Annotated in this window: 21 protein-coding genes; 12 read left to right on the top strand and 9 right to left on the bottom strand. The window is 34.7% G+C overall.

Annotation, left to right across the window (positions count from 1 at the left end; all coding sequences use genetic code 11):
* Window positions 1–91: 91 nt before the first annotated feature.
* From JNUCC52_RS04345 to JNUCC52_RS04330, 4 genes are all read left to right on the top strand, one after another.
* Window positions 92–544 (top strand): MarR family winged helix-turn-helix transcriptional regulator, encoded by a 453-nt coding sequence (locus JNUCC52_RS04345; protein WP_172771163.1) that lies wholly within the window; start codon window positions 92–94, stop codon window positions 542–544.
* 26 nt (window positions 545–570) lie between these two features.
* Complete coding sequence (paiA, locus tag JNUCC52_RS04340) at window positions 571–1,089, top strand: spermidine/spermine N(1)-acetyltransferase (RefSeq protein ID WP_337981510.1); 519 nt, start codon at window positions 571–573, stop codon at window positions 1,087–1,089.
* Between the two features lie 18 nt (window positions 1,090–1,107).
* Entirely contained in the window at window positions 1,108–1,725 is a 618-nt protein-coding gene (locus tag JNUCC52_RS04335; RefSeq protein WP_337981509.1) for an FMN-binding negative transcriptional regulator, read from the top strand.
* 104 nt (window positions 1,726–1,829) lie between these two features.
* Window positions 1,830–2,147, top strand: a complete 318-nt coding sequence (locus JNUCC52_RS04330; RefSeq protein WP_337981508.1) for a thioredoxin family protein — start codon at window positions 1,830–1,832, stop codon at window positions 2,145–2,147.
* An 86-nt stretch (window positions 2,148–2,233) separates the two neighbouring features.
* Here the strand turns inward: JNUCC52_RS04330 and JNUCC52_RS04325 are convergent, their stop codons facing one another.
* Window positions 2,234–2,959 carry a MerR family transcriptional regulator gene (locus tag JNUCC52_RS04325; RefSeq protein ID WP_172771167.1) on the bottom strand — a complete coding sequence of 242 codons (726 nt, stop codon included), beginning with the start codon at window positions 2,957–2,959 and terminating at the stop codon, window positions 2,234–2,236.
* 86 nt (window positions 2,960–3,045) lie between these two features.
* On the opposite strand from JNUCC52_RS04325, the gene JNUCC52_RS04320 reads away from it, so the two are divergent.
* A complete protein-coding gene (locus JNUCC52_RS04320; RefSeq protein WP_337981507.1) occupies window positions 3,046–3,744 on the top strand; it encodes a CPBP family intramembrane glutamic endopeptidase in 699 nt (232 codons plus the stop codon).
* 81 nt (window positions 3,745–3,825) lie between these two features.
* Here the strand turns inward: JNUCC52_RS04320 and JNUCC52_RS04315 are convergent, their stop codons facing one another.
* The 3 genes from JNUCC52_RS04315 to JNUCC52_RS04305 form a co-directional block, all read right to left on the bottom strand.
* Entirely contained in the window at window positions 3,826–4,728 is a 903-nt protein-coding gene (locus tag JNUCC52_RS04315) for a cation diffusion facilitator family transporter (RefSeq protein ID WP_172771169.1), read from the bottom strand.
* 300 nt (window positions 4,729–5,028) lie between these two features.
* A complete protein-coding gene (locus JNUCC52_RS04310) occupies window positions 5,029–6,231 on the bottom strand; it encodes an MFS transporter (protein ID WP_172771170.1) in 1,203 nt (400 codons plus the stop codon).
* A gap of 381 nt (window positions 6,232–6,612) precedes the next feature.
* On the bottom strand, window positions 6,613–6,936 hold the full coding sequence (locus JNUCC52_RS04305; RefSeq protein ID WP_337981506.1) for a hypothetical protein: 324 nt from the start codon (window positions 6,934–6,936) through the stop codon (window positions 6,613–6,615).
* A 228-nt stretch (window positions 6,937–7,164) separates the two neighbouring features.
* Between JNUCC52_RS04305 and JNUCC52_RS04300 the strand changes: the two genes are divergently transcribed.
* On the top strand, window positions 7,165–7,863 hold the full coding sequence (locus JNUCC52_RS04300; protein ID WP_172771172.1) for a Type 1 glutamine amidotransferase-like domain-containing protein: 699 nt from the start codon (window positions 7,165–7,167) through the stop codon (window positions 7,861–7,863).
* A gap of 88 nt (window positions 7,864–7,951) precedes the next feature.
* On the opposite strand, the gene JNUCC52_RS04295 is transcribed toward JNUCC52_RS04300, so the two are convergent.
* Genes JNUCC52_RS04295 through JNUCC52_RS04285 form a run of 3 tightly spaced genes read right to left on the bottom strand, consistent with a single transcriptional unit; the run spans window position 7,952 to window position 10,807 of the window.
* Window positions 7,952–9,430, bottom strand: coding sequence for a sodium:solute symporter family protein (locus JNUCC52_RS04295; RefSeq protein ID WP_337981505.1), 1,479 nt, complete (start codon window positions 9,428–9,430; stop codon window positions 7,952–7,954).
* The gene (locus JNUCC52_RS04290) at window positions 9,427–9,624 is read right to left on the bottom strand and encodes a DUF3311 domain-containing protein (RefSeq protein ID WP_172771174.1); all 198 of its coding nucleotides are present in this window, start codon (window positions 9,622–9,624) and stop codon (window positions 9,427–9,429) included. The genes JNUCC52_RS04295 and JNUCC52_RS04290 overlap by 4 nt, the downstream gene beginning before the upstream one ends.
* 1 nt (window position 9,625) lies before the next feature.
* Window positions 9,626–10,807: an aminotransferase A gene (locus JNUCC52_RS04285; RefSeq protein ID WP_337981504.1), complete on the bottom strand. Its 1,182-nt coding sequence runs from the start codon at window positions 10,805–10,807 to the stop codon at window positions 9,626–9,628.
* 367 nt (window positions 10,808–11,174) lie between these two features.
* Here JNUCC52_RS04285 and JNUCC52_RS04280 point away from each other — a divergent pair, with 367 nt between their 5' ends.
* From JNUCC52_RS04280 to JNUCC52_RS04255, 6 genes are all read left to right on the top strand, one after another.
* A complete protein-coding gene (locus tag JNUCC52_RS04280; RefSeq protein WP_172771176.1) occupies window positions 11,175–12,614 on the top strand; it encodes a sigma-54 interaction domain-containing protein in 1,440 nt (479 codons plus the stop codon).
* Between the two features lie 300 nt (window positions 12,615–12,914).
* Entirely contained in the window at window positions 12,915–13,343 is a 429-nt protein-coding gene (locus JNUCC52_RS04275; protein WP_337981503.1) for an NUDIX hydrolase, read from the top strand.
* A gap of 223 nt (window positions 13,344–13,566) precedes the next feature.
* Window positions 13,567–13,782, top strand: a complete 216-nt coding sequence (locus JNUCC52_RS04270) for a DUF1659 domain-containing protein (RefSeq protein WP_172771177.1) — start codon at window positions 13,567–13,569, stop codon at window positions 13,780–13,782.
* A gap of 27 nt (window positions 13,783–13,809) precedes the next feature.
* Complete coding sequence (locus JNUCC52_RS04265) at window positions 13,810–14,034, top strand: DUF2922 domain-containing protein (protein WP_172771178.1); 225 nt, start codon at window positions 13,810–13,812, stop codon at window positions 14,032–14,034.
* A 77-nt stretch (window positions 14,035–14,111) separates the two neighbouring features.
* Entirely contained in the window at window positions 14,112–14,240 is a 129-nt protein-coding gene (locus tag JNUCC52_RS04260) for a YvrJ family protein (RefSeq protein WP_337981502.1), read from the top strand.
* Window positions 14,241–14,336: 96 nt separating this feature from the next.
* Window positions 14,337–14,945: an SCO family protein gene (locus JNUCC52_RS04255; RefSeq protein WP_337981501.1), complete on the top strand. Its 609-nt coding sequence runs from the start codon at window positions 14,337–14,339 to the stop codon at window positions 14,943–14,945.
* A gap of 48 nt (window positions 14,946–14,993) precedes the next feature.
* Here the strand turns inward: JNUCC52_RS04255 and JNUCC52_RS04250 are convergent, their stop codons facing one another.
* Window positions 14,994–16,754, bottom strand: a complete 1,761-nt coding sequence (locus JNUCC52_RS04250; RefSeq protein WP_337981500.1) for a sensor histidine kinase — start codon at window positions 16,752–16,754, stop codon at window positions 14,994–14,996.
* Window positions 16,747–17,484: a response regulator transcription factor gene (locus JNUCC52_RS04245; RefSeq protein ID WP_337981499.1), complete on the bottom strand. Its 738-nt coding sequence runs from the start codon at window positions 17,482–17,484 to the stop codon at window positions 16,747–16,749. The genes JNUCC52_RS04250 and JNUCC52_RS04245 overlap by 8 nt, the downstream gene beginning before the upstream one ends.
* Window positions 17,485–17,600 lie beyond the last annotated feature (116 nt).

The raw sequence follows: 17,600 nt of genomic DNA, 5'->3' as shown, positions 1-17,600 counted from the left end.
TGATTTTTTGTTGCATTTGCAACAAATTTAGGTTAAATTCAATATATATTCTTTTTGTTGCATTTGCAATAAAAAACGGAGGAGATAATTTATGGAGGAAATTCTTCGTGAAATAGGCATGATTGCAAGGGCGTTAGATTCTATCAGTAATATAGAGTTTAAAGAATATGACCTTACAAAAGGGCAATATTTATATCTTGTACGTATTTGTGAAAATCCAGGCATTATACAAGAAAAGTTAGCAGAGATGATTAAAGTAGATCGAACTACAGCAGCTCGGGCTATTAAAAAATTGGAGATGAATGGCTTTATTGAAAAGAAAGAGGATGACCATAACAAAAAAATAAAAAAACTCTTTCCTACAGAAAAAGGGAAAACAATCTTTCCAATTATAAAAAGAGAAAATGATTATTCCAATAGTGTCGCATTAGCAGGGTTTTCCGAAAGTGAAGCACAAACCATTTTTCATCTTCTAAAGAGGGTGAGAGAAAACGTAGAAGTCGACTGGGAATATGTGAAAAAGGGAAATAAGAGAGATTATTGAATTTAAATAAAGGGGCTGAAGTAAAAATGACAGAAAAAATTACAAAGTGCAACTTGGAAGATTTACAAGTACTCCGAGAAATAAGTATTGAAACGTTCAACGATACATTTAGTAATCAAAATTCAGCTGACAATATGAAAGCCTATTTGGATAGAGCTTTTACTTCAACACAACTAGAACAGGAATTGGCCAATCATTCTTCCCAATTTTATTTTATGTGGTGTGATGAAGAAATTGCAGGATATTTAAAAGTTAATGTAAATGATGCCCAATCAGAAGAAATGGGGGATGAGTTTCTCGAAATTGAAAGAATTTATATAAGAAGCAAGTTTCAAAGAAAAGGGCTTGGAAAATATCTGATTGACAAAGCGATAGAAATTGCAGAAGAACAAAATAAAAAAAGCATCTGGCTAGGTGTTTGGGAAAAAAATGAGAAGGCAATACGTTTTTATAATAAGTTAGGCTTTGTTCAAACTGGCGCACACTCATTTTATATGGGTGATGAAGAACAAATGGATATTATTATGACTAAAACACTAATCTAAATATTAAGGAGGGCATATATGTATATTCCTAAATACTATAAAGTCACGGATGTTAATGAAATTGAAGAATTTATTCAAATGAACTCTTTTGCTACACTCGTAACAACAAAACAAGGGAAGCCGATTGCGACTCACTTACCTTTAATGTTCAATAAAAAGGGCGAGGATTGTTATCTCACTGGGCATATGGCATATGGTAACCCACAGTGGAGAACATTTGAAACGAGTGAAGATGTGCTCGTTATGTTTCAGGGCCCACATGCGTATATTTCTTCTTCATGGTATGAACAGGAAAATGTTCCTACATGGAATTATCAGTCTGTCCACATCTATGGACACGCAACTATTTTAGAAAAAGAAGAATTAGTCGAAGATTTAACAAAGCTATTAGAAAAATATGAGAATAATAGAGAGAATCCTATTTTATGGGAAAGCCTTTCCCCTGAATTATTAGAAAAGGAAATGAAAGGTATTGTCGGATTTAAAATAAAGATTGGCGAAATTCAAGCTGCATATAAATTAAGTCAAAACCGTAATGAAGCTGATTATATAAACATTATTGACCAATTAAAAAATGAAGAAACGCCAAACTCGAAACAAATGGCACAGGTAATGGAAAAGAGATGTAAAAAGTAAATATAGACTCCTTTGTTCATCTGCTTCTTGGATTGTTTTAGAAATACCCTTTGATGGAAATATGCTATTATTAGAAAAACAGCAGTTATAAAGGAGATTTTTACATGGAAAATTTACAATCAATTGAGCAATTTGAAGAACTAAAAAAAAGTGAGCGTACAATATTTGTTTTTTCAGCAGAGTGGTGTGGAGATTGTCGATTTATCGACCCTATTATGCCTACAATTGAAGAAAACTACAGTCAATATAATTTTGTAAAGATTGACCGCGATCAATTCATCGACCTATGTGTTGAATTAGATGTTTTTGGTATTCCAAGCTTTTTAGCTTTCGACAAAGGCAATGAAGTTGGCCGATTTGTTAGCAAAGATCGTAAAACACAGCAAGAGATTGAAGCTTTTATTGATGGATTAGCAGCATAATGTGAGAGAGAAAATCACAACATTGCAATCAGCATTATTTTTTGAAAAGCTATAGGGGGAGTCTCCTATAGCTTTATTGTTGTATTTCAAGCTTCTATATTAGCAATACAACGTTCCACAAAGTCAAGTACATCTTCTGAAATCGGGTATAGCCCAGTTTCCTCGACGGGACGTTTTCTAACCTCCCAGAACTTTTCAATCAATTCCGTATCGCCATGAAAAGTATCATTTGATAGTTCTATTAATTTGGAACCAATTTGAAATCCTTCTTCTGATTCTGCCTTAATATTATGTTTTATACACCATTCAATTCGTTGTAGCAACGCGATATATTGTTGTGTCGTTGTATCATTATTACTAAGGTTTGGAATTACATCTATTAAAAATTCTTTTTCATCATCTTTAAAATAGTCTATCCATTTTTTTGCGTTGCTTTGTGAATTTTGAACAAGTTTTGTGACATGTTCCCAAGATAATGATTCTTCCAAATCAATCATATTAATTAAGGAAGACGTATTTGAAATGCTCATTTGAAGTTTGGATAGTTGTTCTTGTAAATAATTATGATGCGAAATTAAAATTTGTTTGTAAGATAGCTTATCTAATAAATCTCGGATATTATCGAGTGGCAATGAAAGTGATTTTAAAATGATGATTTTTTCTAATTTAAACAGATCCTCTTCTGAATAGTACCTCCTTCCATTATCATCTTTAAAGCTTGGTGTTAGGAGATTAATCTGATCGTAATAACGAAGTGTACGAACGGAAATATTCCGTTGTTTCGATACCTCGCCAGTTGTCCATCTTTTCATTTAATTTCCTCCTAAAAAAGGTTGCAGGTGACGTAACGTCATCTAATACACTTAAATTATAACATATAGAGAAAGAGGGATTGTGGATGGAAAGAATGCAACTAAACTGGAAAGAGCAAGACGATTGGGGATGGAAAGAATTTATTTTATTACTTTTACTTGAATTTGTGTTTGTAATCGGTGTTATTAAATTTGTTGTTAAGCCTTTCTATTTTCAAGTATTTAATAATGAACTATATGCGGGGACATTAACGGGGTTAACAATAGCCATTACCCTTCTATTGGGTGTTTATTTTATTGCACTACGCCCTAAAAAACTTTCATGGGGTGAAGTAGGGCTAAAATCAAATGTTGATTGGAAAGTCATTATGATTTATTCTGTTATTTTATTAATGGGTGCTGTGCTGATTGTCGTGCTTACTAGTTTTCTAGGTATCTCCGTAGAAAACAGCAAAACAGAGGCAATGCAGCAAAGTGTTACGTTTTTTACGATTTTGATAGCCTTTATCTCCGCAGCTATAATTTCACCAATTTACGAAGAAATTTTTTATCGAGGGTTTTTATATCGTTGGTTACGAACACGTGTAGGATTTACTAGTGCTATATTGTTGAGCTCACTCATTTTTACAATTGTTCATATACCAACATATAACGTAATGCCTGTAAACTTTTTTAGTGGTATCCTATTCGCTTTAGCATATGAACGAACGCAATCGATTTGGACACCAATATGGATTCATGGGATAACAAATGGCTTGATGGTTTTGCTGACAAGTTTCGGTTAAAATACTGTTTTGAAAAGTTATAGCACATGAAAGAACCTCCAAACTAACGGTGATTAGTTCGGAGGTTTTGTTGTTTCACATTTATTTATCATCCTCGTACCAAGGATTTAGATGAATTAGAACCTCTTCTACATTCTGATGCTTTTCCATTATCGTTTTCTTTATTTTACGAATAATATCATGACCTTCTTGAATTGTTAAGCCTCCAGGTACACTCACACGAAGATCTACCAATACATAATGGCCGTGCTCTCTCGCACGTAAACGATCTATACGTTTTACTTCTGGAATCGTTAAAATTAACGATGCGAAATTATCCAATGTATCCCGACTTACACTTTTCTCCATAAGAGTGTCGATCGCTTCTAAGAGCATCCCATATGCAAGTTTAAAAACTAATATTGTCACAATAATACCAGCAATAGGATCCCCATATGTAAGGATATGAATAGTAGTGAGTTCTCCCACGAGCGCAAGCCCAATACCTAATACCGCAGCTATTGAAGCGTACACATCAGCAAGATGATCATATGCAGTGGCAATTAAGCCTTTACTATTTGTTTTTTTGCCAATTTTAATCGTATAGACGTATAAAATGAGCTTCCAAACAAGTGAGATGATTGCAGTAAAAAAGGCAATTAAACTGGCTTTTTCTGGTTCATGAAAAAATGCTGTAATCGATTCATATGCAATATACAATGCTGCAATTATTAAAATGATTCCTACAATAGCTGAACTAATCACTTCAGCCTTTCCATGTCCGTATGGATGATCCTCGTCGGCAGGGCGTTTAGAAATACGCATTGATGTTAAAGCGGCACCGCTTGCAATCACATCTCCCGCGTTATGATAACCATCTGCTAGAAGAACAGGACTATGGAAGAGCGTACCAACTACAATTTTTAAAATTGTTAATACGATATTACTTATTAAACTAATCCATCCAGCGACTATTGAAGCATCTGAATTTGTGCTTTGACTCATAAAAGTATACCTCCGTTAAAATTCTTTCCTAAAAGCAACAAAAACCTTTGACTCGTTATACGTCAAAGGTTTTGATTAAAAAATATAGTTTTTTTCGTGAATTTGAAATTTCAATCATATTACTCACTCCTATATAGGCGTCCACTGAGTGTACCATAATATATCCATTGCTTCAATAATGATTTGTTTCAAGTGTTTTAGACTGGTAATGCTAGGAGCGGGCTAATGAATTAGACAGAAAAAACCAAGCCTTCATAGGATTAATTGAAAACTTGGTCATTACTTAAATATATAAATTTTTCAGCTTGCTTTTCGATACCAGATAATCACGGGTACTAGCAATAACGATAAAAGTCCACCAGTTAACGATAAAACTGCGTAACTTGAATTTGCAACAATCACTCCTGAAAGAGCACCTCCTGTAGCACCTGCTAACGCAATAAAAACGTCAATTGTTCCTTGAATTTTCGCACGTGTTAAAGGTTCTGTAGAGTCAACAATTTGAGCAGTTCCACTAATTAAGCCAAAATTCCATCCGAGCCCTAATAAAGAAAGGGCCAATATGAGCATAAACATCGAATCGCTTGGTGCATATGCAGCGACTAAACCTGCAAGTAGTAATGTAACACCTGCAGCGATACTCATCGTTGTTCTACCAATCTTATCTACAAGAATGCCCGTTACGAGAGAGGGGAGATACATCGCTCCAACATGAAAACCAATTACAATTCCTACAGCACTTAAACTATGTCCGTGATGTTGCATATGAATCGGCGTCATGGTCATAATGGCCACCATAACTATTTGCGTAAGGACCATGACAACTGCACCGACAATAATCCCATTTTTATTCATTAGAGGACTAGAAAGATTGCTCATTCCATCTGTGTCTTGCTGTTGATGGGTTTCTATTGACTTAGCTAAAAGTAAAGGATCAGGCCGAAGCATAATAAAAAGAACCAATCCTGCCAATATAAATGCTACCGCAGATAATATAAAGGGGCCAGCTAATGACGGAATACCGATAGAACGTGCAAATTTCCCCATGACTTCAACTAAATTAGGTCCTGCTACAGCGCCGAATGTTGTCATAACCATCGTCGTACTTATTGCTTTTGCTCGTTGTTTTTTATTTGCTAAATCTGTCCCTGCATAACGAGCCTGTAAATTTGTTGCTGTTCCTGCACCGTAAACAAGTAGGGAGGCGAACAATAAGAAAACACTATTTAATAAAGCGGCAATGACGACGCCAATCGCACCAAGTCCACCTGTAATAAAACCTATAGTTAGACCTAAACGACGTCCGTACCGTTGTGAGAGCTTTCCAACTAGAAATGCTGCAATTGCAGAACCTAATGTGAATAGCGCGGAAGGCAGTCCAGCATAAGCGTCTGTTCCTAGCATTTCTTGTGCTAATAATGCGCCTACAGTAATTCCTGCTGCAAGACCAGCTCCTCCAAAAACTTGTGATAAACTTACAACAAGTAAAACTCTTTTATACATTTGTTTTAGTTTTTCGGGAGAATTTACAAAATGCCCGTTTGAATTATTCGCAGTCTTCAATTGTATGTAACACCATCTTTCTAGCTATTTGACTAAATTATGAAAATTTTATTTTACTATTTAACAGCTCTAAAACTATTATTCATTGAGAGAAGGTTATAGAGGCAAGGCCATTCTTTTAACTATGCAAGTCATTTGTTGAATAGTTGAATTATAATTATTATTCAATTTTAGAGTCAAGCCCTTAATGTGGGAATTGTATCCTGTTTTATTCAATGGGAGGTATAAGAGAGCAAAAATTCGAAAACAGCCACGTTATTCAATTGATATTAAGCGATGGCAAACGGGATGTAAAAAGCGAGGTGCTTATTTTACGTTTTATTATTGTGCTTTATGTTTATAATTGCCTTCAGTATCAGCTTCGCTAGGGTATATTTGCTTAATTTGCCCTTGGACTTTCGCGTAGTCGTATACAATATTTTGTTCATCTTCAAAAACAACAGATACCTGAAATATGATGCCGACACCTAGCTTTGAGTCGATTGAATATATTTGTTCCTTATCATACTTCTTATCATCTATTAAAAATTCGTAAGTCTCTTTTTTTATTGCGTAAAGTTTATATTTTATATAACCAAAGCATCCTATAAAGGAAAAGATAATTAAACAATTAACAAGCGTCACTACCATTACGAATTTTTTCAAATGCTCCGCTCCTTAAAAATAGTTTAATAATTTTGCCCGCCAAAGAGCATATGTTTAATCTATTTTATATGTTTTGTATACAGTGTATGAAATGACCATAATGAACTCATTCATTTTTCGTATAAATGTATTGGACATTTTCTAAAATGAAAATGGTAAAAATCATCCAAATAATGGGTATATGAGGTATTATAATCCATAAGGAACAAAGTTGAAAGGATGGAGTATATGAAGCAAATTATTGCACTTGGCGGTGGTGGCTTTTCGATGGAGCCCGAAAATCCTTTATTGGATAGATATATTCTTCAACAATCTGGGAAAACAAATCCGAAGATCTGTTTTCTAGCAACAGCAAGTGGGGATTCAGATAATTATATTTCTCGATTTTATCATTTCTTTGAGAAACAGGATTGTCAGCCATCGCACTTATCTTTATTTAACCCACCTTCAAGAGATCTAGAAAGTTTTTTATTGGAGAAAGATATTATTTATGTTGGCGGTGGTAATACAAAGAATTTATTAGTTTTATGGAGAGCTTGGGGATTGGACACTATTCTAAAAAAAGCTTGGGAACAAGGTATAGTACTGGCTGGTATTAGTGCGGGTTCCATTTGTTGGTTTGAGGAAGGGGTTACAGATTCTTATGGTGATGGACTAGCGCCATTAAAATGTTTAGGATTCCTAAAAGGGAGTCATTGTCCTCATTACGATGGAGAATCTGAAAGAAGGCCTTCATATCAAAATCTTATTGCTACTAATAGTATTACACCGGGTTATGCAGCTGATGACGGTGTTGCCATTCATTTCGTTGACCAAGAAATCAGTCATATCGTGAGTTCAAGACCAAACGCTAAGGCCTATAAAGTTAACTTCGATACGGAAATGACAGAAATGGAACTTGAAACAAAATTTTTAGGTTCTCTTTAGGTTTAAAAATTGTGTGAGTGCCTGACACCAAACAAAATCTTTGGGGAGAAATTGTGTGAGTGCCTGACACTTTAAATTACACTTTAAATTAGATGATTCCGCGTTCTAAGCTGTTATTTTCAGATGCTGCTTTTTGTGGGAGAAGACTGACCACTATTGTAATGATTGCATTGATAATTAACATATATAAACCATTGTTAATGTCTAAAATAAATGATGGTAAATTAGGGAATAACGTTGCTATTGTTGTGCCTGTCGCTGCTGAAATTAAAGCGATGGATATACCAACGACAATTCCAGCAATAGCACCTTGCTTCGTCACAAAGTTTGTCTTCAATAAACTAAAAATTAGAGCAGGGAAAAGCTGTATGATAAAGTTATAGCTAATTAATTGTAATAATACGAGTGCACCACTTGAGTTTAATGATAAGTATAGGCTAATTATCGCAGCAATAATTGCGAAATATCGGGCAATATTCATTTGCTTACGAGCTGAAGTATTTGGTTTTAATTGAACATAAATATTAGAAGTTATCATGGAACCAATTGTAATAAGCATTACTGAACATGGAACTAATGATGCCAATAATCCAGCGGCTCCAATTAATCCGACAACCCACGGGTCAAATGTTTGGAATACTAATTGAATTAATGCCAAATCACTTTCGGCACCTGATAGGTTTGGGATTGTTAAGATTGCTGCTAATCCGATAAAGCAAGAAAATAGCTGCATTAATGAATACAGTGGCATTAAAATCGTATTTTTACGAAGTGCCTTGTCACTTTTCGCTGCATATGTTGATAAAAATGTATGCGGCCAAATATACACTCCTAATGCCATTAATATAATTGTAGAGATAAACCAAACAAGGCTTAGACCTGCATCTGGAAAGAACAACACTTGTGGCTTCACTTCAGAAATATTTTTAATCATTGATCCAACTCCATCATGATAATGGAACGGTAAATACAATCCTAAAAATAAAAGTACGCCAAATGTAAGAATATCCTTAATTAATGCTACGCGGGATGAACCGTGGAGCCCTGAAATTAATGTATAAATTACGACAATAATGCTCCCAATCCATATTGCTGTAGTAGAAGATATTACCCCGTAGGAGGCAACAGATACAATCAGCCCTAAACCTTTCAATGCCATTACAATCATTGGGACAATTGCCACTACACCTACAACTGTGATGAGTTTTCCTAAAAATGGACTCGTATATTTCTTCTCAAAAAAATCACCTTGCGACATTAAATTATGCTCTTTACTGTACCGTCTAATTTTAGGTAATAGGAAATAGCCTAGTACGCAACCAATTGAAATATAAGTCATAATATAAAGTGTTGCAATGCCACTATTATAAGCTAGTCCCACTAATCCAGTTAGTGAGAATGCTGTAAAAAATTCACCTGCTAATAAAAAGAACGTCACGATGGCACCCATGCCACGTCCACCTAATGCCCATTCTTCCATATTCTCATTTTTACCTCGACCAGCTTTAATCGCCCAATACATACAGACGATGACAAACGAAATCATAATTGTAATAGAAATATTCATTCTACGCCCTCCTCATCATGCTGATCCAACTTATACATAACAAATGTAGTTAAGGAAGTTAGCACGACACATAGAACAATCCAAAACATCGAAAATGGAAGCCCTAATACATAAGGTTCAACACGATTCGTTAAAGGTACACCAACAAGAAAACCTAAGACTGGAATAAACGCTAGATAATATAATGGCTTCAAATTAATCAACCTCCTCAAGTGCTTTTTCTAATAGGGGATGTACAAACTGTTGTATACGCTTTAATCCCTCTTCTAAAAGTTGCATTGAACATGCATACGAAATACGGATATAGCCTTCGCCATACTCAGAAAATCCGTAGCCTGGTATAACGGCTACTTTCTCTTTTTCCACAAGCTGATGGACAAAATCATTTGAACTTAAACCTGTTTTTTCAATGGAAACAAATAAATAAAACGCACCATCTGGTTCAATTGCTTCTAAGCCCATGTCTGTAATACGTTGAAAAATAAAATTCCGTCGTTTTTCATATTGTTGGCGCATTTCTTCGACTTCTGGTAAATCGTCATTTAATGCATTGATCGCAGCATATTGACTAACTGAATTTGCACATACACAGTTGAAGGCATGAACTTTAAACATCTCTTCTGTTATATATGCAGGGGCTAATGTGTAGCCGATTCGCCAGCCTGTCATAGCATGGGACTTCGATAAACCGTTGATGACAATACATTGCTCTTTCATTGCTGGGAATGAAGCAATTGACGTATGTTTCAATCCATACGTTAGCTCACTATATATTTCATCTGAAATAATAAAAATATCTTTACCCTTTAATAGATTTGCTATTTCTTCTAATTCACGAGCCTCTAGCATAGTACCTGTAGGGTTTGATGGATACGGTAAAACAACACATTTTGTTTTTTCTGTTATGTTTTCTTCGATTAATTTTGCTGAGATTTTACAATTATTTTTCCGTGTATCAACAAATACAGGTGTTGCGTAGCACAAACGAATAAGTGGCTCATAACCAGGATAAATTGGTGCTGGTAAAATGACTTCATCACCAGGCTCTAAAATTGTACGAAAGGCAATATCTAACGCTTCACTTGCACCCATTGTAATTAAAATCTCATCTTCTGGATTGTAATTTAGGCTATAGCGTCTTTGGACAAAGTTAGCAGCAGCCTGTCGAAGCTCAAGTACACCTGCGTTATGTGTATAACCAGTTTTATGTGCATCAATGGCCTGTTTTCCTGCTTCTAAAATAGAGTGTGGTGTGACAAAATCTGGCTGTCCAATTGTCAGATTAATAATCGACGGGTCATTTGCCACCTTGTTTCCAATTTCGCGTATGGCCGAAATTTTAATGTCTTTAATCGTTTTATTAAGTAAATATTTCATATTGCTCTCCTTTTCCTATCTCTATATTTGGGGACAGCTTAGTAATATGCAAAAAGCATGCCAATTCGAAAACGTTGATAAATCAGTGTTTTCAATAAGTAATTTGACGAATTAATGCTTTGATTTAAAATCACTGAATCGTTTTCGATTCAATTTTGTATAACGCATCATCATCAAATGCGATTGTATGTTTAAAAAGAGATTCAAAATGAGTCGTTTCCGAATCAAAATGTAGTGAAACATCTATATTGGCAAGTAAATAAGGATGATTATATTGATAAAAAATTATGGAGCGGCTCGTTTTGATAGATTATTTAAAAAATTTTGATAGAATTGAATGTAATAAATAGAGAATTTGGTGATTGGAATGGATAAATTAGCTCTTTTTCAAGATGAAAAGAATCAATTTTTTTTAGATATTATGAACACTATAAAGGACGGTATTTGGGTACTTGATAAAAATGGAACCGTTATTTGGGTAAATGATGCTGCGAAGCGGGGACTGTTTGATGTGGATGAAGTGGACTTAATCAATCAGAGTGTATTTGATATGGAAAAAAGGGGATTATTTTCACCTTCCATTGCCCGTCTAGTATTGAAGAATAAGCAGTTTGTCAACACAGTGCAAGTTATAAAGAACAACCAGAAACTACTAGTATCGGGGGATTATATTACTGACGAAAATGGTGAAATAGAATTTATTGTTACCCATGCTCGCACGTTAAGTGAAGCATTTAATATGAATATGGAATTGGAAAAGGCAGAAGATCTTTTACAACGTTATAAAAACCAAATTCGGGAAATGATCAGGCATCAAAATAAAGAGCAAGAGCTAGAATCATTTGTTGGAAAAAGTAAAGCTTTTCACACAGCTCTTGAATGGCTTGAGAAAGTGGCAGATGTGGATACGACTGTTTTAATTACAGGGGAAACTGGCGTAGGGAAGAGTGCTTTTGCCCAAAAAATGCATCAATTGAGTAACCGCAGCGATAAGCCTTTTGTACACTTGAATTGTGGTGCAATTCCTGAGTCTTTAATTGAATCAGAGCTTTTCGGCTATAAGAAAGGTGCATTTACAGGAGCCAATAATAACGGGAAAATAGGGCTAATCGCTGCAGCAGAAAATGGCATATTATTTCTTGACGAAATTAGTGAACTCCCATTGCAAATACAATCTAAATTACTTTTGTTCCTTCAAAATAAAACGTATACACCGATTGGTGATACACAAGTCCATCAAGCAGACGTTCGAGTGATTGCTGGCTCAAATGCTAATCTTTTAGAAATGACAAAAGCTGGACAATTTCGGGCTGATTTATATTACCGCTTAAATATTTTGCCATTAACAATCCCTCCTTTAAGGGAACGCAGGGAAGATATCGTCCCTCTTTTGGACTTCTTCCTGAAAAAATATAATAATAAATATCAAAAAGACCGTAATCTATCAGGTAAACTAACTAATATTTTATATAACTATGATTGGCCTGGAAATATTAGAGAATTAGAAAATCTATTGGAACGATTGGTCATAACAGCGCCTAATCAAGTAATGAATGAACAGGATCTTCCGAGTGACTTTCGTCGTGAAGAGACAGCTAATTTGCTGGATACATTACCTGAAGGTCAAACATTAACGGAATACCTTAATCATATTGAAAAAGAAATCATTGAAAAAACGTATAATCAACTTCAAAGTACAAGAAAAACAGCTGCTAAACTAGGCGTCACCCAAGCCTATATTGCAAGAAGGTTTAAAAAGTATAATTTAAGCGTGACAGAAACGAAAAACTTAACTAGTGCGGAATAATGTGGGAAGTCAGATAATCTCTATCTTTAAAATGAAGGATAAAGGAAGTGGGAAATTTATTTGAAAAGAACATTTTTTTATAGTTTTTATAGTTTAGCTTTTATTTTAATGCTAGTCATACAATTATTTAAATATAAATATCCCTTTCTTGAAGCATTGATGCATACCTTTATTTTTACAGCTACGATTATAATTTGCCATATTATATCTGAGAAAATAAATAAGACAACTTCGTGATGAGCAGTACCTAGTTGGTATTAAAAAGGAGTATTCAATAAAGGTGGCGTTTGGAGGAATAGAATGAGGGCTGAGCAAATTATAACAAAAGCTATTTGTCTATTTAGAAATGACGATTTAATACTTGTCGCCGAAGGTTTCGATGAAGTAAAAGGGGAATTTTATTATCGGCCAATTGGTGGAAAAATTGAATTTGGTGAGACAAGTGCGGAAGCAATACAAAGAGAAGTACGTGAAGAAATAGAGGCAAATATTCAGAATCTAAACTATATAGGAACAATTGAAAACATATTTACATATAACGGTGACCTTGGGCACGAAGTAGTATTTGTATATGATGCTGAATTTGTAGATAAGTCCTTTTATGCAAACCCTTCTTTTTTTGGAAAAGAAGATAATGGTTCAACGTTCAAATTGCTATGGAAGGCAATTAGTGATTTTACAAATAATAAAATAACTTTAGTGCCAAACGGATTACTCGATTTGCTTTGAATGGCTACATGAGTTAGGACCTACGGAAACTTCTTACTCTAAAGAAACAAATAATATATTTTTAAGTCGTTCGGATAGTCGGACGGCTTTTTTATAGGTGTATTTTTCACGCTTGTTTATTTTGTGGTCGTAAACTGCTGCTTGTTTCAAAAACAAATTTCTAATTAATGTCCCTTCACACATGAAATAGGCGTATATAGTGTGCAGAAAGGGGGTGTTACTGATGCAAAAAACGAATTTTTTAGGTGCAACACTTCGTCTAAAGTATATGGCGGGCCACAATGAAAAAAATGAGCCAAAGTTCGCAATCAAAACATACCGTAATGTCAATGGGACGCATACTACAGAAGCATTCGTAGCGGTAGCGAAAGCAATTGCGAGTCTTTCCTCACAGCCACTCGAAGGTATTTTGAAGCAAGAAACTACAGAATTATCGTAATAACAGAAAACATAAGGAGGGATTACATTGGCAAAAGTATTAGAGTTACTATTTGAAACAGAGACGGGGAAGACGGCGTCGATTGCAATTGATGCACCGAAACCAAATGTTACACCTACTGAAATTCAACAAGTAATGCAAACGATTATTACGAACAATGTATTTGGTGGACAAGCTGGTGCTTTTGTGAGGATAAAGGGAGCTCGGCTCATTGATCGTCAAGTTTCAGAATTTGAACTAGGCATGAAATAATGATTGAAATGGTCTTTGCACTAAGCTGCAAAGACCATTTTTAAAAAGGGAACAAAATATCGAAAGGAGAAAGCACTATGGAACAATGGCTGAATATGGTCTCCAATATTGGCTTTCCAATACTTATATCGTTTTATTTATTACATCGCGTTGAAGTAAAGCTGGATGCAATACATGATGTGCTTGTTTCGATTAAAGAAAGATGATTTCACAAAGATGTAAGAAAGCTGTCACGTCAGGTAGTTGTCAACGCTTACACCATTCGATAAGATGGGGGTAATGTTGGTAGGGAGTGTGTGAAGATGAAAAATAAGGTAATAGGATTAGTGTTACTATTAGCGTTAGTTACAGTACTGAGTGCATGTGGAAATGTGAAGTTTAAAGCTGATTATAGTTATGAAATACAAGATTTTGACCATGTCAATCAGCGTGGAGAAAATGTGTCACTTGAAAGTTTAAAAGGCAAACCTTGGTTAGGCATGTATATTTTCACGAATTGTAATTCAGTTTGTCCACCAATGACGTTTAACATGACCCAAATACAAGAAAAGCTCATGAAAAAAGGAATAGAGGATTACAATCTTGTCGCTTTTTCAGTAGATCCTGAAGTTGATACACCTGAAGTGCTCGCTGACTATTTAGCAAGATATACAGTGCCTGACGAATCAAAATGGAATCTTCTTACGGGGTATTCTCAGTCATATATTGAGCAATTTGCCGTAAAATCCACAAAATTACTCGTAAAGGATGACCCAAATTCAGATCAAGTTATCCACGGTATCCAATTTTTCTTAGTCGATAAAGATGGTATCCTCGTAAAACAATATGACGGCTATGCGAAGGACGCAGCAGATGTACCAATCGATACTATCGTGGGCGATTTAGAAACATATATAGATGAAAACTTATAAAAAGAAAGCTAGTGCGGGTATAGCACTAGCTTTTTATTGCACACCTTATTATATTTTCAATGGAATCTTCATCTTAACGACCGTTCCCCAACCTTTTTTACTTAGAATAGTAAGTCCCCCATGATCTCCGAAGGCGACAAGAAGGCGCTTATGTGTATTACTTAACCCAATATGACTGTATTGCTCATTTTGCTGAAGACGCTCACGTACTAATTGTAGCTGACTTCGTTCCATCCCTTTTCCATTATCGATAACGGCTAATATCATCGAATCAGCCTGAACGGTCAATTTAATTTTAATATGACAAAGAAGCTTTTTATGTTTCCCGTGCTCAATGGCGTTTTCAATTAATGGCTGTATCGTCAACTTTTTCACTTTGAATGGCATAATATCATCATCATATTCCCATAGAACGTGAAATTGATTTTGATGACGTGCTTTCAAAATATCAATATAGTGCTTCGTGTATTTAATTTCCTCCATTATAGGGACCATACTTGATTCATCGTCAAGTGAGTAGCGGAGAATTGTCGCTAAATTATCAATCATATCATTTAACTCATTTGGTTTTCCCGTTAATGAGATGGCACGCCAATTTAATGTTTCTAAAGTATTAAATAAAAAATGCGGATTCAGTTGTGATTGGAGGGCGGCTAGCTCTAACGTTTGCTCCTTGTATTTTTTCTCCGCTAGCTTTCGTTTCAATGTATTCTGCTCCGTAAAATTGAGTAAAACTTTATGTGTAATGAGACTATACACATCATTAACAGGGATTGAAATGTCAGGTAATACACCGCCCTGTTCAGCAGATTGAAAAATTGCTAATATCTTTCGCATATGGACTGTTGCTTTTCGCGTTATCCAAAAGGCATAAATAACACTTCCGATGATGCAAATTGCTGAAAGAAATAAAACAAGCTTTAACAGTTTCTTTGGCACTTGGTAAAGACTCGTTTTAGGATTGATCGATAAAAATGTCCAGTCATATTTTGATGACTCCATTTTAGAGATGACGTATGGCTTTCCATCAATTGTCATATCAAAAAATGCATTGGGATTAGATGTCAGCCTTTGGATGATTCGGTTGCCTAGTTCATAATTTTGTTCGTTAAAAATAATATTATTTTTGTTGTCCACAATGACTAAATTGCGTCCTACTGTTGTTGATAGTGATGCGAGCTGTTGCTGCAAATAGTCTGCTTTAATATTTAAGACAAGCACACCATTATTTTTAGGGATAGTGCGATACATCGTAATAATATTTAAAGGTGTATCCATTTGGTTATTCGTTATACGTTTAATAGTTCTTGATTCAGCCCAAGTTTCCTCATAGCCAAGATGCGTTACAAAGCTATGATACCAATTAAAATCAAGTGTATTTCGTAATTCGACTAAACCAGTTGTAGTTGTCGATAAATACTTTCCAGAGTCGTTCTTTACATAGATGTATATCGAATGAATATATTCTCTAGCCTCTTTTGGTGCATCAATAAAATTTTTTAATGTGACAAGGTCCGTATAGTCCTGGTGGGTAAGTGATGGCTTATCCATAAGCTGCTGCAAGTTATCGAATTGATTTGTACTTGAAATAATATAGCTGTTTAACGAATCGAGCTCATAAAAGATAAGCTCGATATTTTCCTTTGTTTGCGTTAAAAGATCTGTATTGCGATCAATAATATCCTGTAATACATATTGTTGAATTAAAAAAATGGATAATGCGCCTAATACAATAAGTGGAATAAGCATTGGGATTAATAGGCTAATTAAATTTTTTAAAAAATAGGTACGTATGTAATGATTAGTCAATGTGAAGACCACACTCCTCGTTTCGGTATTCACGAGGTGTTTTACCAAAATATTTTCGGAATGTACGAGTGAAATTTTTAGCATTGCTATATCCTGTCAATTCACTAATTTCGTAAATTTTATAGTCAGGATTTTTTAAAAAGATTGCTGCCTTTTCCATTTTGACTTCGACGACAAAATCTGAGAAATTGCGGCCTGTTTTTTCCTTGAAATATTTACTTATGTAGACTGGATTTAAATGAACAAGCTGTGACGCGCCTTCAAGAGAAGCATGTTGATAATGCTCGTTCACATAATTAAATATCGTTTCAATGACCTTATCATGATTAAAGTCTGTTTTATATGTTACATATTTTTCGTCGAGCTGTGCTTTAATTTTTGTAAAAACTGTCACAAGCTCACTGTATTTTGTCGGTTTCGTTATATAGTTTTTTACACCGTATTGGATAGCTTGCTGTGCATAATCAAAATCTTTATAGCCACTTAAAAAAACGACATGTATTGGCGATTTTTGTTCATCGAGTTGTTGCGCAATTTCAATACCTGTTAGTTCTGGCATCCGTATATCTGTAAGTAACACGTCAACATGATGATTTGAAATAAAAGTTAAAGCCTCTATCCCGTTCTCAACAACACCAACTATTTCAAAACCAATTTCTTCCCATGGAAAATAACTGCTTAAGCCATTCCGAATTTCAAATTCATCGTCAGCAATTAATAATTTATACATAGTACATCATCACCTTTAAAATAATTAGAAATATTAAAATATTTACATTTTATCATACTCTATTTAGTAAGTTTATGAATCTAAAATGTTGAAAATTGATACTTTAAACAAGTGTA

It is taken from the genome of Lysinibacillus sp. JNUCC-52, from assembly GCF_015999545.1.
GTDB lineage: Bacteria > Bacillota > Bacilli > Bacillales_A > Planococcaceae > Lysinibacillus.
This window is presented reverse-complemented; position numbering and strand designations above follow the sequence as displayed.

Bases quoted from the DNA above. Each gene is read 5' to 3' on its own strand.
- JNUCC52_RS04345 (WP_172771163.1), top strand. From the start codon at position 92: ATGGAGGAAATTCTTCGTGAAATAGGCATGATTGCAAGGGCGTTAGAT.
- paiA (WP_337981510.1), top strand. From the start codon at position 571: ATGACAGAAAAAATTACAAAGTGCAACTTGGAAGATTTACAAGTACTC.
- JNUCC52_RS04335 (WP_337981509.1), top strand. From the start codon at position 1,108: ATGTATATTCCTAAATACTATAAAGTCACGGATGTTAATGAAATTGAA.
- JNUCC52_RS04330 (WP_337981508.1), top strand. From the start codon at position 1,830: ATGGAAAATTTACAATCAATTGAGCAATTTGAAGAACTAAAAAAAAGT.
- JNUCC52_RS04325 (WP_172771167.1), bottom strand. From the start codon at position 2,959: ATGAAAAGATGGACAACTGGCGAGGTATCGAAACAACGGAATATTTCC.
- JNUCC52_RS04320 (WP_337981507.1), top strand. From the start codon at position 3,046: ATGGAAAGAATGCAACTAAACTGGAAAGAGCAAGACGATTGGGGATGG.
- JNUCC52_RS04315 (WP_172771169.1), bottom strand. From the start codon at position 4,728: ATGAGTCAAAGCACAAATTCAGATGCTTCAATAGTCGCTGGATGGATT.
- JNUCC52_RS04310 (WP_172771170.1), bottom strand. From the start codon at position 6,231: ATGTATAAAAGAGTTTTACTTGTTGTAAGTTTATCACAAGTTTTTGGA.
- JNUCC52_RS04300 (WP_172771172.1), top strand. From the start codon at position 7,165: ATGAAGCAAATTATTGCACTTGGCGGTGGTGGCTTTTCGATGGAGCCC.
- JNUCC52_RS04295 (WP_337981505.1), bottom strand. From the start codon at position 9,430: ATGAATATTTCTATTACAATTATGATTTCGTTTGTCATCGTCTGTATG.
- JNUCC52_RS04285 (WP_337981504.1), bottom strand. From the start codon at position 10,807: ATGAAATATTTACTTAATAAAACGATTAAAGACATTAAAATTTCGGCC.
- JNUCC52_RS04280 (WP_172771176.1), top strand. From the start codon at position 11,175: ATGGATAAATTAGCTCTTTTTCAAGATGAAAAGAATCAATTTTTTTTA.
- JNUCC52_RS04275 (WP_337981503.1), top strand. From the start codon at position 12,915: ATGAGGGCTGAGCAAATTATAACAAAAGCTATTTGTCTATTTAGAAAT.
- JNUCC52_RS04270 (WP_172771177.1), top strand. From the start codon at position 13,567: ATGCAAAAAACGAATTTTTTAGGTGCAACACTTCGTCTAAAGTATATG.
- JNUCC52_RS04260 (WP_337981502.1), top strand. From the start codon at position 14,112: ATGGAACAATGGCTGAATATGGTCTCCAATATTGGCTTTCCAATACTT.
- JNUCC52_RS04255 (WP_337981501.1), top strand. From the start codon at position 14,337: ATGAAAAATAAGGTAATAGGATTAGTGTTACTATTAGCGTTAGTTACA.
- JNUCC52_RS04245 (WP_337981499.1), bottom strand. From the start codon at position 17,484: ATGTATAAATTATTAATTGCTGACGATGAATTTGAAATTCGGAATGGC.